General features: G+C 34.3%; 17 protein-coding genes. 10 read left to right on the top strand and 7 right to left on the bottom strand.

The genetic code is table 11. From position 1 onward, the window contains the following. Nucleotides 1–14: 14 nt before the first annotated feature. Entirely contained in the window at nt 15–485 is a 471-nt protein-coding gene (locus BUB89_RS11045) for a DUF5606 family protein (RefSeq protein ID WP_073245017.1), read from the bottom strand. A gap of 79 nt (nt 486–564) precedes the next feature. After that, the gene (gene def, locus BUB89_RS11040) at nt 565–1152 is read right to left on the bottom strand and encodes a peptide deformylase (protein WP_073245015.1); all 588 of its coding nucleotides are present in this window, start codon (nt 1150–1152) and stop codon (nt 565–567) included. Between the two features lie 195 nt (nt 1153–1347). On the opposite strand from def, the gene BUB89_RS11035 reads away from it, so the two are divergent. Then, entirely contained in the window at nt 1348–3597 is a 2250-nt protein-coding gene (locus tag BUB89_RS11035) for an FUSC family protein (protein WP_073245013.1), read from the top strand. A gap of 65 nt (nt 3598–3662) precedes the next feature. On the opposite strand, the gene ychF is transcribed toward BUB89_RS11035, so the two are convergent. Further along, nucleotides 3663–4757 carry a redox-regulated ATPase YchF gene (ychF, locus tag BUB89_RS11030; protein ID WP_073245011.1) on the bottom strand — a complete coding sequence of 365 codons (1095 nt, stop codon included), beginning with the start codon at nt 4755–4757 and terminating at the stop codon, nt 3663–3665. Between the two features lie 278 nt (nt 4758–5035). On the opposite strand from ychF, the gene BUB89_RS11025 reads away from it, so the two are divergent. Then, a complete protein-coding gene (locus BUB89_RS11025) occupies nt 5036–5779 on the top strand; it encodes a class I SAM-dependent DNA methyltransferase (protein WP_073245009.1) in 744 nt (247 codons plus the stop codon). Nucleotides 5780–5823: 44 nt separating this feature from the next. Here BUB89_RS11025 and BUB89_RS11020 read toward each other — a convergent pair whose 3' ends face one another. Further along, nucleotides 5824–6174: a 4Fe-4S dicluster domain-containing protein gene (locus tag BUB89_RS11020; RefSeq protein ID WP_073245007.1), complete on the bottom strand. Its 351-nt coding sequence runs from the start codon at nt 6172–6174 to the stop codon at nt 5824–5826. Nucleotides 6175–6333: 159 nt separating this feature from the next. On the opposite strand from BUB89_RS11020, the gene BUB89_RS11015 reads away from it, so the two are divergent. The 6 genes from BUB89_RS11015 to BUB89_RS10990 all read left to right on the top strand — a co-directional run bounded on the left by BUB89_RS11015 (nt 6334) and on the right by BUB89_RS10990 (nt 11230). Continuing rightward, on the top strand, nt 6334–7392 hold the full coding sequence (locus BUB89_RS11015; RefSeq protein ID WP_073245005.1) for an acyl-CoA reductase: 1059 nt from the start codon (nt 6334–6336) through the stop codon (nt 7390–7392). Nucleotides 7393–7485: 93 nt separating this feature from the next. Further along, nucleotides 7486–8556 (top strand): 3-phosphoserine/phosphohydroxythreonine transaminase, encoded by a 1071-nt coding sequence (serC, locus tag BUB89_RS11010; RefSeq protein WP_073245003.1) that lies wholly within the window; start codon nt 7486–7488, stop codon nt 8554–8556. Nucleotides 8557–8765: 209 nt separating this feature from the next. Next, nucleotides 8766–9716: a D-2-hydroxyacid dehydrogenase gene (locus BUB89_RS11005; protein WP_073245001.1), complete on the top strand. Its 951-nt coding sequence runs from the start codon at nt 8766–8768 to the stop codon at nt 9714–9716. A 97-nt stretch (nt 9717–9813) separates the two neighbouring features. Further along, complete coding sequence (locus BUB89_RS11000; RefSeq protein ID WP_073244999.1) at nt 9814–10371, top strand: hypothetical protein; 558 nt, start codon at nt 9814–9816, stop codon at nt 10369–10371. A gap of 74 nt (nt 10372–10445) precedes the next feature. Then, nucleotides 10446–10883 carry a DUF6146 family protein gene (locus BUB89_RS10995; protein ID WP_073245380.1) on the top strand — a complete coding sequence of 146 codons (438 nt, stop codon included), beginning with the start codon at nt 10446–10448 and terminating at the stop codon, nt 10881–10883. A 32-nt stretch (nt 10884–10915) separates the two neighbouring features. Continuing rightward, on the top strand, nt 10916–11230 hold the full coding sequence (locus BUB89_RS10990; RefSeq protein WP_073245378.1) for a DUF6787 family protein: 315 nt from the start codon (nt 10916–10918) through the stop codon (nt 11228–11230). On the opposite strand, the gene BUB89_RS10985 is transcribed toward BUB89_RS10990, so the two are convergent. Together BUB89_RS10985 and msrA are read right to left on the bottom strand one after the other, a co-directional pair. After that, a complete protein-coding gene (locus BUB89_RS10985; protein WP_073244997.1) occupies nt 11227–11493 on the bottom strand; it encodes a hypothetical protein in 267 nt (88 codons plus the stop codon). The genes BUB89_RS10990 and BUB89_RS10985 overlap by 4 nt on opposite strands. 11 nt (nt 11494–11504) lie before the next feature. Continuing rightward, complete coding sequence (gene msrA / locus BUB89_RS10980; protein ID WP_073244995.1) at nt 11505–12053, bottom strand: peptide-methionine (S)-S-oxide reductase MsrA; 549 nt, start codon at nt 12051–12053, stop codon at nt 11505–11507. Nucleotides 12054–12183: 130 nt separating this feature from the next. Between msrA and BUB89_RS10975 the strand changes: the two genes are divergently transcribed. Continuing rightward, nucleotides 12184–12873, top strand: a complete 690-nt coding sequence (locus BUB89_RS10975; protein ID WP_073244993.1) for an ABC transporter ATP-binding protein — start codon at nt 12184–12186, stop codon at nt 12871–12873. A gap of 91 nt (nt 12874–12964) precedes the next feature. Next, complete coding sequence (locus tag BUB89_RS10970) at nt 12965–13729, top strand: TIGR02757 family protein (RefSeq protein ID WP_073244991.1); 765 nt, start codon at nt 12965–12967, stop codon at nt 13727–13729. On the opposite strand, the gene BUB89_RS10965 is transcribed toward BUB89_RS10970, so the two are convergent. Further along, on the bottom strand, nt 13726–14019 hold the full coding sequence (locus tag BUB89_RS10965) for a hypothetical protein (RefSeq protein ID WP_073244989.1): 294 nt from the start codon (nt 14017–14019) through the stop codon (nt 13726–13728). The two genes, BUB89_RS10970 and BUB89_RS10965, sit on opposite strands and share 4 nt — an antisense overlap. Between the last annotated feature and the right edge of the window lie 84 nt (nt 14020–14103).

The following is a 14103-nucleotide window of genomic DNA, read 5'->3' as shown; positions in this document are numbered from 1 at the left end:
CATTCAGAAAGGAATTATTCTGTTACTTTTTTAGCTTTCTTTGGTTTTTCAGCCGGAGCTGCCTCAGCTACTGTTGCTTCAACTACTTCTTCAGCAGCTGTTTCGTCAACAACTAATCCTTTTGACTGTAAAGTGTTGTACCAGTTTAAAATTTTCTTAATATCCGAAGCATAAACTCTTTCTTCATCATAAGTAGGTAAAACTTCTTTGAAATAAGCTGCTAAAGTTGCAGGATCTTCTTTATGAGAAATAGCTGCACCTTTATTTTCTTTTTCAGCGATACTGGTCATCACTTCTTTCAATGGTTTTTCACCTTCGTAAGTGTATACCGAAATTTCAGATAACAAACTCACATTACTTTTTAAGTTTACAGTGATTTTTTTACCATCTGTTAATGATTCTGCTACAAAACCAGTACGTGTTTGTACTTTTAAAACATATAAACCCGGTTTTCCCGAAATCGCTAATACTTTATCTAAATTCATGCTTTTTTAATTATTATTAAGAATTCATTTTATTTTTTTCTGCTGTTACTCTTTGTCAAAAACAATACCAAAAAAGATTTTATCTTCCTTTTTTAGCAAAGAATCGCATTCTGTAATCCTGAAACGTTTTTCCTTCCATGATGTTTTTCAACTTTCCTTTGATCAATCGTTTTTTAAGAGACGAAATTTTATCGGTAAACAACACACCCTCAATATGATCGTATTCGTGCTGGATTACTCTGGCAATCAATCCGTCAAAAACTTCCGTTTTCATTACAAAATCTTCTTCACAATATTCGATAGTAATTTTTTCTTTGCGATATACATCTTCACGAACATCGGGAATACTCAGGCAACCTTCGTTAAAAGCCCAGTCATTTCCTTCTTCTTTTAAGATTTTAGCATTAATAAAAGTACGTTTGAAACCTTTTAATTGTTTTTGCTGATCAGCATGTAAATCTTCGTCATCACTAAAAGGGGTAGCGTCTATTACAAATAAACGAATTGCTATTCCTACTTGTGGCGCTGCCAGTCCTACTCCGGATGCGTTATACATTGTTTCGTACATATTGGCAATCGTCTCTTTCAAATTAGGATATTCGGCTGTTATTTCCTCTCCTACTTTTCTTAAAACCGGATCACCATATCCTACAATTGGTAAAATCATTGTTGTTGTATTAAAATTATTAACCTGATAAAGATTGTAACGCCTAAATTAGGATTGCCAAAAATAGTAAAATTTAAACAATGCTTAAAGTGAATAAGAATAAATAGTATTTTTAAATTTAATCTTAAAAAACAATTTCATTTATCTCATTGATAAATCGTACAATTCATACCTTTGTAGATAATCCCAAAACTTATGATTGCAAAAATTCAGAAATTTATATCGAGTACTGAATTCAGTAATGCCCTAAAAGTTACCATTGCCGCTGTTTCTCCTGTTTTATTATTTTCGTATCTGGACAATTTTCAGATAGGCTTTACTATTGCTTTGGGTGCTTTTTTTACTTTTCCAAGTGATATTCCCAGTAATTTAAAACATAAAATTAATGGTTTACTGGTTACCTCCTTTATTATAGCGGGTGTCAACCTGATTATAAATCTTTGTTATCCGTTGCCGTGGTTGTTTTATCCGGTACTACTTTTACTGGTTTTTGGTGTTTCGATGATTTTAGTCTACGGACAACGGGCTACTATGGTTTCATTTTCGGCATTGTTATCCCTTTCATTGGCTTTTGCACATTTAAATTCGGGTTGGGAAATGCTTCAGTATTCCGGATTACTATTATTGGGAGGACTGTTTTATACGTTAATTTCGATTATTTTTTTCCATATAAAACCCAATCGGTATGTAGAATTACAAATGGCGGAATGCATGCGGCTCACCGCTAAATACCTGAAATTACGGGGCGATTTATGGGAATTGAATTCCGACAGAAAAGCCATTACCAAGAAACAACTGCATTTTCAGGTGGAACTGAATGTGTTACACGAAAACATTCGGGAAATACTTGTTACTAGCAGAACCAAATCAGGTTCATCAAGTCAAAACCGTAAAATGCTGTTGAGTTTTATTTCCTTAGTCGAAGTTCTGGAACTCGCGATGGCCACTTCTTTTGACCATAATAAATTGCATCAAAAATTTGATGGTTATCCAAGAGCGTTGCAAACCTATCAGAACTTAGCTTATAACCTTGCCAAAAGTTTAAAACTACTGTCAAAAAGTATCGAAGACGGCAAAGCTTATGAGTCCAGACACAATTTAATTGAAGATTTACAGCAGTTTGAAAGTACTATTAAGGATTACAAAAAAAACATCCAGACCGAATCTTCATCAGAAGAAGTTTTAATGCTGATAACCATGTTGCATTATGCCGAAAAGCAGGTGGAAAAAATCATCACTCTGGAACGTGCTTACACTAACAACATCAACCCTAAAGACCTGAAAGGAAGAGATAAGGACATTGAAAAATTCATCAAACCCCAATATTATCCGCTAAGTACATTTGTTGAGAATTTAAGTTTTTCATCAACTGTTTTCAGACATTCGCTCCGGATAACCATTACCATATTACTGGGTTATATGATAGGAAAAGTGCTTCCGCTGGAAAATGTGTATTGGATCATCCTGACTATTGTGGTTATTATGAAACAAGGATTTGGGCTTACTAATGAACGAACCTATCATCGTATTTTTGGGACATTAGTGGGTGGCGTTATTGCTTTTGGAATTCTCTCGGTAGTTCATGATTCTTATGTCATTAGTACTATTGCCATTGTTGCCATGCTTTTGGGTTTTTCATTCAATCCTACTAACTACAAAATCGGAGCTACTTTTATTACTATTTATGTAATTCTAATTTATGGAATTCTGGCTCCTGATAATGGCAACGTAATTGAATATCGCATTTTAGATACAATTGTGGGAGCCACATTGTGTTTACTGGCTAATTATCTTTTATGGCCTTCATGGGAGTTTTTAAATCTGCCTGAATACATAAAAAATGCAATCGAAGCCAACAGGAATTATTTAAAAGAAATCTCAACGCTGTACAATAAAAAAGGAGAAGTACCTACGGAATACCGCTTAGCGCGAAAACAGGCTTTTATCGAAATTGGAAATTTAATGGCTTCTTTCCAGCGGATGTTACAGGAACCAAAGTCCAAGCAAAACAAGCTTCCGCAGGTGTATAAACTCACTGTTTTGAATCATTCGCTCTTGTCATCCATTGCTTCTTTAGGGACTTATATTCAATCCCATAAAACAACAGAAGCCTCAAAAGCCTTTAATGTTGTAGTGGATAAAGTGATCGAAAACTTAGAGTTTGCTATGAATATACTCGAAAAACAACATTTTGATTCGAATACCATAGCTTCCAACGAAGATTTAGACAAGCGACTTACAGAATTGAAAAACATTCGAGCCAAAGAACTCAAACAGATAAAACTTATCGATGAAGAAGCGTACCAAATCAAAATGCAGGAAGCCCAATTAGTTATTGAACAACTCATCTGGATGACTAATTTATCTGAAAATATTGTGAAAACCGCACAGATATTAATGACTGTTACTCCTAAAAACGAGACCGTTTATAACACATCCCTTTAATACCAAAACAAAAATGAGGCTGTCTTTTCAGGGACAGCCTCATCATTTTCTATTTATATCTACGATTATACGTTAAATCTAAAGTGCATTACATCACCATCTTTAACCACATATTCTTTTCCTTCAACTTTAAACTTACCGGCTTCTTTAGCTTTTGCTTCTGAACCATAAGTAACATAATCTTCATACGAAATAACTTCAGCACGAATAAATCCTTTTTCAAAATCAGTGTGAATTACTCCGGCAGCCTGTGGTGCTGTTGCTCCAATATTGATGGTCCAGGCACGCACTTCTTTGACACCGGCTGTAAAATACGTTTGTTGCTTTAACAACTTGTAAGCAGCACGAATTAAAACAGAAGCACCCGGCTCAGTTAATCCCATATCTTCCAGGAAAACCTGACGCTCTTCATAACTTTCTAATTCAGTAATATCAGCTTCAGCACCTACTGAAAGAATAATTACTTCGGCATCTTCATCTTTTACTAATTCTTTAACCTGCTCCACATATTTATTACCGTTTACCGCCGAATTTTCATCAACATTACATACATATAAAACCGGTTTTGCCGTAATTAACTGGAAACTTTCCATTAAAACCTCTTCATCATTACTTTGTGGCGTAATGGTTCGGGCTGATTTTGCCTGTAATAATGCTTCTCTGATTCTGTCTAAAAGTGCTTTTTCAGTTTGCGCTTCTTTATTACCTGTTTTAGCCGCACGATTTACTTTTTCCAAACGTTTTTCAACAGTTTCTAAATCTTTCAACTGCAATTCGATATCGATGGTTTCCTTATCACGAATAGGGTTTACATTTCCATCAACGTGAACAATATTATCATTATCAAAACAACGCAATACGTGAATAATAGCGTTACATTCTCTAATATTTCCAAGAAATTGATTTCCTAAACCTTCTCCTTTACTGGCACCTTTTACTAAACCTGCAATATCAACAATATCCACAGTTGCCATTTGCACGCGTTCCGGCTTTACTAACTCTTCTAATTTATTGATACGAGGATCAGGTACATTTACTACACCAATATTAGGTTCTATTGTACAAAACGGAAAGTTTGCACTTTGCGCCTTAGCATTAGACAAACAATTAAATAAAGTTGATTTCCCTACATTTGGTAATCCTACAATTCCTGCTTTCATGATCGTATTGTTTACAGCCAGCGTTTTTTGCTAAGCGTTTAAATTTTGATTTTAAAAGTTGCAAATATAATATATAAAATCTATAGATAGCATAAATCCAAAATTTATACCGCGTCTCTTTTTCAGCCACTCCATTCACTTATATATTGTACTCCAGTTTCCATTATTCTCCAGTTAATTTAACTTATTCTAAACACATTTAGTACAAAGCTTTCGGTAAAAAAAGCTTATATTGTAATCTCTTTCGATACCAACAACTTCATTAATCGTAAAATCCTATGAGCAGTCTCTATCCTGATGAAATGGCCGAAATATATGACGCTATGTACCAAAGCTTCATAGACTACAAAAATGAATATATCTTTTATAATACGCTGCTGCAAAAATACCATCCTGAAAACATTCTGGAAATAGGAAGCGGAACAGGAAATCTTGCACGCCATTTTATTGAAAACCATCAAAATTACACCGGACTGGATTACAGCAAGAGCATGATTGCTATTTCTAAAAAAAGAAATCCAAACGGGAGTTTTATTCACGGCGATATGCGCGATTTTAATTTGGAACAAAAAACAGATGCCATCATTATTACCAGCCGTTCTACGAGTTATTTAATTTCAAATAATGATATCAACGACACTTTTAAAAGTCTGTACAATAATTTAAATCCAAACGGAATTGTGATTTTTGATTTTATTGATGCCAATCGTTTTATTCCTTACCTTAAAGAAAATGACACAATTATACACGCTGCCAAATACAAAGAGGTCAATTATATTCGAAAAAGCAATTGGGAAGTAAGTTCTCAGGATAATTTCACACTGGAATGGACCGCTAAATATTACCGAAACGAAGTGGATGACCATCAAATAATTGCTAATGATTATGCGACTGTCCGGGTTTTTACGCTTAACGAAATGCAATTGTTTTTGTATCTCAATAATTTTGAAATCCTGGAAACGATTGACAGGAAAACCTATGCTTATGATACGTATGTAATTGTAGCTCAAAAAAAATCCTGAACAATATGCTCAGGATTTTTTGTAAATTGATAGTATATAGTAAACTATTCGTTATGCAGAAAAGCTTGTCTGCTTAACAACGTTTCTTCATCCTCTACGTGATTATCATCCGGTATACAACAATCAACAGGACATACCGCAGCACATTGAGGTTCATCATGAAACCCTTTACACTCCGTACATTTTCCCGGAACAATATAATACACTTCATCAGAAATAGGAGTTTGAGCTTCATCAGCATCCACTTCAGTTCCGTCAGGAAGTACTACTTTTCCATTTAAAGCTGTTCCGTCTTTGTATCTCCAATCATCAGCTCCTTCATAAATTGCTGTATTTGGACATTCCGGTTCACATGCACCACAGTTGATACATTCGTCTGTTATGATAATTGCCATTCTTATTAGTCTTAAAGTTATAAAGTCTCCAAGTTAACAAGTCTTTTCAAATCGTTTTACACAAACTTTTTGTCTTTCGACTTTCGACTTTTGACTTTAGATTTTATTATGATTACTTTTGTGCAAAATTACAATCAAAACATTTCATAAACAAACATTATGACATTAGAAAACAAAAAAAATATTTTTATAGAATTAGGAACGTTTTTAAGCCAGTTTTCCGAAGCCAAAAACCACCAAAAAGAAGGGGTTTCAGGCAATGCCATTTTTTTTGATTCTTTTATTGATTTAATTCATCTTTCCCAATCGCATAATGGCTGGTACACTCCTGAACAGGTGTATTATGCTGTTGCTTCCTGGGCACAAGCGCTAAACAAAGAAAACCTTGACAAGTGGCTGGATGGGTATGATTTTACCGCTGTAAAACCTAAAAAAATTGCACTCATACTAGCCGGAAATATTCCACTGGTAGGTTTTCATGATTTCCTGTCGGTTTTAATAACCGGACATGATGTCATTGTAAAGACGTCATCAAACGACCAGCATTTATTGCCTTTTTTAGCAAAATATTTGATTCATATAGCTCCGGAATTAGAAAACAAAATCACTTTTAGCGAAGGTAAATTAGAAAATTTTGATGCTGTAATAGCTACCGGAAGCAACAATACAGCCCGTTATTTTGAATATTATTTTAAAGACAAACCTTCCATTATTCGAAAAAGCCGAAATTCGGTTGCTGTTTTAAATGGTGAGGAAACTAAAGAGCAATTAATTGCTTTAGGAGAAGATATTTTCAGGTATTTTGGGTTAGGCTGTCGCAATGTTTCTAAATTATTTGTTCCAAAGGGATATAGCTTTAACGCTTTTTTTGAAGCCATTTTTGAATATCAGGATATTATCAAATATGAAAAATATGCTAATAATTACGATTATAATAAAGCCGTTTTTCTAATGAGCAACTTCAAATTGCTGGATAATGGTTTTTTAACCATCAAAGAAGACAGCAGCCATGCCTCTCCTATTTCGAGTGTGTTTTACGAATATTATGAAACCCTTTCGGATTTAGAACAAAAATTAGAAGCAGAAGCTGAGAATATTCAATGTATTGTGAGCAATAATTTAATAAAAAACAGTGTTGCCTTTGGACAAACGCAACAGCCTAAATTATGGGATTATGCGGATAATACTGATACTATATCGTTTTTGTTAATAACATAGAAAATTTTTTAATAATTATTATGAATATTTTAATGCTTATTCGAGTCCTATTACCGAAATTTGCATTTTAATTTTTTGGACTTAAACTACACCATGAAAAAACACAATTACAGCGCAGGACCATCTATCTTACCACAAGAAGTTTTTGAAAAATCAGCACAAGCTATTTTAGACTTCAATAATTCAGGATTATCAATTTTAGAAATTTCGCACAGAAGCAAAGATTTTGTTGCTGTTATGGATGAAGCCAGAGCTTTAGCTCTTGAGTTATTAGGATTAGAAGGAAAAGGATACCAGGCTCTTTTTCTTGGAGGTGGAGCCAGCCTTGAATTTTTAATGGTTCCTTACAACTTGATGAAAGAAGGTGGAAAAGCGGCTTATTTAGATTCAGGAACATGGGCTACTGCAGCTATTAAAGAAGCAAAACTTTTTGGAGAAACAGTTATTGTAGCTTCTTCAAAAGATGATAATTACACGTATGTACCAAAAGGATATGAAATTCCTGCTGATGCAGATTATTTTCACTGTACTTCAAACAATACCATTTTTGGTACTCAAATGAAATCATTTCCTCAAACGAATGTTCCATTGGTTTGTGATATGAGTTCAGATATTTTCTCCAGACAACTGGATTTTTCTCAATTTGATATTATCTATGCCGGAGCTCAAAAAAATATGGGACCTGCCGGAGCTGCATTAGTAGTTATCAAAGAAGAAATCATCGGTAGAAGCGGTCGTGCTATTCCTAGCATGCTGGATTATGCCAAACACGTTAAAGCGGATAGTATGTTCAACACTCCTCCTGTATTCTCTGTGTACGCGTCTCTGTTGACATTGAGATGGATCAAGGAAAAAGGCGGAATTGCAGCGGTTGAGAAACTAAACAACGCTAAAGCAGAATTGCTTTATAACGAAATTGACAACAATCCATTATTTAAAGGAGCAGCGGCTAAGGAAGATCGTTCTAATATGAATGTTACTTTCTTACTGACTAATCCTGAGCACACAGAAACATTTGACAAAATGTGGAAAGAGGCTGGAATTTCAGGATTACCTGGACACCGCTCTGTAGGTGGTTACAGAGCATCTATCTACAACTCTATGCCTATTGAAAGCGTACAGGTTTTAGTGGATGTGATGCAAGCTTTGGGAAAAGCAGTTTAATTCTCATTTAGTATTTGGGCATTTTAATATTGAAATTGCCATTGAAATTGAATTTGAGAAAGCTAGCAGAGGCTCTAGCCCCGATAGAAGTGGAAATCCTTGTGGAGGCAGGCATCTACGCCGACACAAGATTGAAACGGATAGCGGGAAACAGTTTCTAAACCATTCAATTAATTTGAGGATAAAACCTCGTAATGTAATAAAAAAACATGAAAGTATTAGCAAACGACGGGATTTCAAAAAGTGGAATCTTAGCTTTAGAAAAAGGTGGTTTTGAAGTAATCACTACAAAAGTTGCTCAGGAACAAGTAGCGAATTACATTAACGAAAATAACGTGAGCGTTATTCTTGTTCGTAGTGCTACTAAAGTTCGTAAGGACATTATTGATGCTTGTCCGGGCATTAAAATCATTGGTCGCGGTGGTGTAGGTATGGATAATATTGATGTGGATTATGCTAAAAGCAAAGGAATTCACGTAATCAATACTCCTGCTTCTTCATCAGAATCTGTGGCTGAATTAGTTTTTGCTCACTTATTATCAGGTGTTCGTTTCTTACACGATTCTAACAGAAACATGCCGTTAGAAGGAGATACAAAATTCAATGATTTGAAAAAAGCGTATGCTAATGGTGTTGAATTAAGAGGTAAAACGTTAGGGATTGTAGGTATTGGCCGTATTGGTCAGGCTACTGCTAAAATGGCTCTTGGTTTAGGTATGAAAGTTATCGCAGCAGATAGTTTTATTCCTTCAGTAGATGTTAAAGTTGAATTTTTTGACGGACAATCTATCACAACGACTATTGTTCCTCAATCATTAGAATCTCTTTTCCAGGAAGCTGATTTTATTTCTTTCCATGTACCTGCTCAAAACGGATACATTTTGACTGAAAAAGAATTTGCTACTATGAAAGATGGTGTAGGTATTGTAAACTGTGCCCGTGGCGGAGTTATCAACGAAGTAGATTTAGTAAATGCTTTAGACAGCGGAAAAGTTGCTTTTGCAGGTTTAGATGTTTTCGAAAATGAACCAACTCCAGCAACACAACTTTTAATGCACCCGAAAATCTCTTTGACTCCACACATTGGAGCTGCTACAGGAGAAGCTCAGGACAGAATTGGAACTGAACTTGCTTCACAAATTATTACTTTATTGAGCTAATAATTTAAAGCTTTTATAACACAAAAGGACTCATTGCAAATTGCTAATGAGTCCTTTTTTTTATTATATTTGGGAGTAAACTTATAAAACAAATCTTATGTTAGATCAATTAGCACAATTAGTAAAGGAATTTGGTCAGGATGCAGTTGTAAAAAACGAAGCCATCCCAAACGATAAAAATAATGCAGTACTGGAAGAAACGGGTAACTCTCTTTTTTCGAGTCTTCAAAAAATAGCATCACAAGGTGATTTATCTCAAATAGCAGGCCTTTTACAAGGAAAGGATATTGATAAAAACAACCCTACTGTAAAAGAAATCACAAATCAGGTGTCTCATTCCTTAACCGAAAAACTAGGTATCAATCAGGCTACAGCAACCAGCACAGTGACAGCTATGATTCCGCAAATTTTGGGTTCCTTAATTTCTAAAGCTAAAGATCCTAAAGATAACAGCTTAAACATTTCCGATCTTCTAAGCTCTTTGACTGGCGGAAACAGTGCGGAAAACGCCGGAATTATGGAAGCCATTTCTACTTATGGAGTTCATTTTGGGCTGGATCAAAATGCAGATGGAAAAGTAGATCTTGATGATGCTGCCGAGCTTACAAAAAAAGGCGGACTAGGCGGAATGCTGGGGAAACTTTTTGGGAAATAAATCACAATTAAATATAAATGCCATTTAGTATCAATTAAATGGCATTTGCATTTAATAAAAACACATTGATTGCCATGAAAAATACGCTCTACATATCCATGCTAATTTTAGGTGTCATTTTAATAAGTTGCACCGCTCAAAAAACAAGTATTACAAAAACCCAAAATCAAAATCTGAGCAGTAATGACACCATCAGGATTGCTAATGATTCTTTAGAATACGAAGTAATCATTATTGATCCGGGTTTTAATATCTGGCTCGCATCCAGAGCGCATCCCAGATGGTATTACACACAGGAATATCTGGAGAATAAAAATCAGATATATGTAAATGAGTGGAATAATCGTGTCTTACAACCACAACGTTACAATCCTAATTTATATGAAATGACCATTAATTATGATTCCAATATCGATTACGGTTATGAGGTCAATTATTTAATCTATAACTATATGGTTTATTTTCAAAATAATTACAACCAAAGGCTTTTTGGTCGTGTTCCTCTAAGATAATCTTGTTATATTTGTTGTCATCTTAAATGGATATGGAGAAATTAAAGAGACGCTGGGGAATAACTTCTAATTATGATTTAGTAATTATTTTTATAGTTTTTGCTATAAACGGTTCACTATCTGCAAAAATCTCCAGCTATTTGATGAATCTTTTAAATATAAATCAGGAAAACACCCACTGGTTTTTTTATTACCTGATACTGATTGTTTTAGTATTGCCCTTATACCCTTTCTTATTAATGTTTTTTGGTTATCTTTTTGGTCAGTCAAAATTCTTTTTCCCTTTCTCTAAAAAAATGCTTCGGGGAATAGGACTGGGATTTATATTCAAAGACAAAAAAAATTAACTTTCTTTTTTTATAAGATAACAATAAATCCACGTTAACGTAAAAGTGGGAATCACATCCGTAAAAGGAAAAAGCTCTTCAATAAAAGAAACAATTCCTGCCACTTTTCCCAAACTGCCTTTATACATTCGGGCGATTAAAAAGCTTGAAACAGGAGCCCAGACCACATCTGAAAATTCACCTAAAAAAGGAATAGAAAAAGAAATCATTCCGATCGCATCGAAAACAATTCCTAAAATTAGTTTTTTATATCGCTCTTCCATTTTCAGTACTATTAGTCTTTTAATTTATCTTTAAAATACTGTCTCACTTTATTGATTTTTGGAGTAATTACAAATGAGCAATATCCCTGAGTCTGATTTTGATTGTAATAATTCTGATGGTAATCTTCGGCTTCAAAAAATGTTGAAACAGGAGAAAGCTTCGTTACAATTGGCTTGTCAAAAACATTTTCTTCATTCAAAAAAGCAATAAAATCGGCTGTCATTTTTCGTTGTTCTTCATTGTGATAGAAAACTTCACTACGGTATTGAGTTCCCACATCATTTCCCTGTCTGTTCAAAGTGGTAGGATCATGGGTTGCAAAAAACAATTCTAACAGTTCACCAAAAGAAATAACTTCCGGATCATAAGTTATCTCAATGGCTTCGGCGTGACCGGTATCACCCTCACAAATTTCTTTGTAAGTGGGATTCGTCGTTTTTCCGCCAATATAACCCGAAACCACTTTTTCAACCCCTTTTAATTCTAAAAATACCGCTTCGGTACACCAAAAACAACCTCCTGCAAAAGTGGCTGTCTCATTTTTTATATTATTTTCCATATCTTCTATTTTAATAACCTCTTATTATTATGTTCGACTAACTCAAATTTATTGCTTTTTGACCAAAAAATATAGCTTATCGCATTTTATAATCCTTAAAATCTTTGTTTCTTTGTAAAAACTGTCAACAATGATACAAGCCAAAAACTTACATAAATATTACGATCAGCTTCATGTACTCAAAGGAGTTGATATACATATACAAAAAGGAGAAATTGTATCTATTGTAGGTGCATCGGGAGCCGGAAAAACAACACTTTTACAAATTCTGGGAACATTAGACAAACCAAATACCTCTGTTAATAAAGGAGCTATCAATTCTGAAAACGAAATTGAACTTCTAATTAATAATGAAAATATTCTGTCTATGAATGACAGAAATTTATCTAAATTCAGAAATTTAAATTTGGGGTTCATTTTTCAGTTTCACCAGTTATTACCTGAATTTACTGCTTTAGAAAACGTATGCATTCCTGCTTTTATTGCTAAAAAGTCAAAAAAAGAAACTGAAGAAGAAGCCATAAAATTATTAACTTATCTTGGTCTATCTCATCGGATTCATCATAAGCCCAATGAACTTTCGGGAGGAGAACAACAACGTGTGGCTGTGGCGAGAGCACTGATTAACAGACCCGCCGTTATTTTTGCCGATGAACCTTCAGGAAATCTGGACACCCATTCAGCCGAAAATTTACACCAGTTGTTCTTTAAATTAAGAGATGAATTTGGACAAACCTTTGTTATTGTAACTCATAACGAAGAATTAGCCAATATGGCTGACAGGAAACTGCTAATGGTTGACGGACAAATTAGTTTTTAAAAAGTAACTGAGTGGCTAAGAATCTAAGATACTGCCAAACTCATTACTTGCATTTTAAACTTTTAAACCTTTAAGCTTCTCCAACAAAAGAATGAACAAAGCTGAACTCAAAGATTTTCTGGACGAAAAAGTATTGCAATACAATACACTTGATTTTATTGAAAGTGATCCGGTGCAAATTCCGCATTTATTTACTCAAAAAGAAGATATAGAGATTGCCGGTTTTTTAAGCGCTACGATTGCCTGGGGAAACAGAAAGATGATCATTAAGAATAGCCATCGCATGATGGAATTGATGGGCAATGCGCCTTATGATTTTGTGATGTCTCATACTGACACTGACTTAGAACGACTTGAAAACTTTGTACACCGTACCTTTAATGGTCAGGATTTTATCGGTTTTATCCAATCATTACAAAACATCTACAAAAATCATGGCGGACTGGAAGCTGTTTTTTCAAAAAACCAGGAAGCCCATTCCATGCAAAAAAGCATCTCTGAATTCAAGAAAATCTTTTTTGAAATTCCGCATGCAGCCCGCACCCAAAAACATATTTCTGATCCATTAAATAATTCTGCGGCTAAACGGATTAACATGTACCTGCGTTGGATGTGTCGTCAGGACAACAAAAGTGTGGATTTAGGGATTTGGAAAAGCATTCCTCCTGCTCTGCTTTCTTGTCCGCTGGATGTACATTCTGGAAATGTAGCCCGAAAATTAGGTATTCTTAGTCGCAAACAGAATGACGGCAAAGCACTTTTTGAACTGGATTCTAAACTTAGAGAATTAGATCCTCATGATCCGGTGAAATATGATTTTGCACTTTTTGGGCTGGGCGTTTTTGAAGGGTTTTAAATATCAATTTTAAAATATTCATTATTACCAATTCTCGTTAATTCAATTGTATTAAAATTGACTGTATATGTGAAATTTTCTTCAAAATTTACAATATAATATTTTAAACAAGCCAATACATTATTTACAATATTATCAACATTATAGGCGGGCAGGGTAATTAAACTACTATCACCCATTTTTAAATCTTTTTTAATAGTCAATAATGTAGCTATATTCCAACTTGCTCTGGCTTCATCAGAATTCCAAACAGCATCATTTGTCCCATCAATTTCAATTCTATTTTTCATTTTGTTTCCTAATTTAATTTAAGATAAGACAAAGTTACGAGAGATATTTAAATAATAAAAAAGTATTAAACTCAAGATTCAAAT

It is taken from the genome of Flavobacterium flevense, assembly GCF_900142775.1.
Classification (GTDB): domain Bacteria; phylum Bacteroidota; class Bacteroidia; order Flavobacteriales; family Flavobacteriaceae; genus Flavobacterium; species Flavobacterium flevense.
The sequence above is the reverse complement of the archived record's forward strand: the minus strand, read 5'-3'. Positions and strand labels throughout refer to the sequence as shown.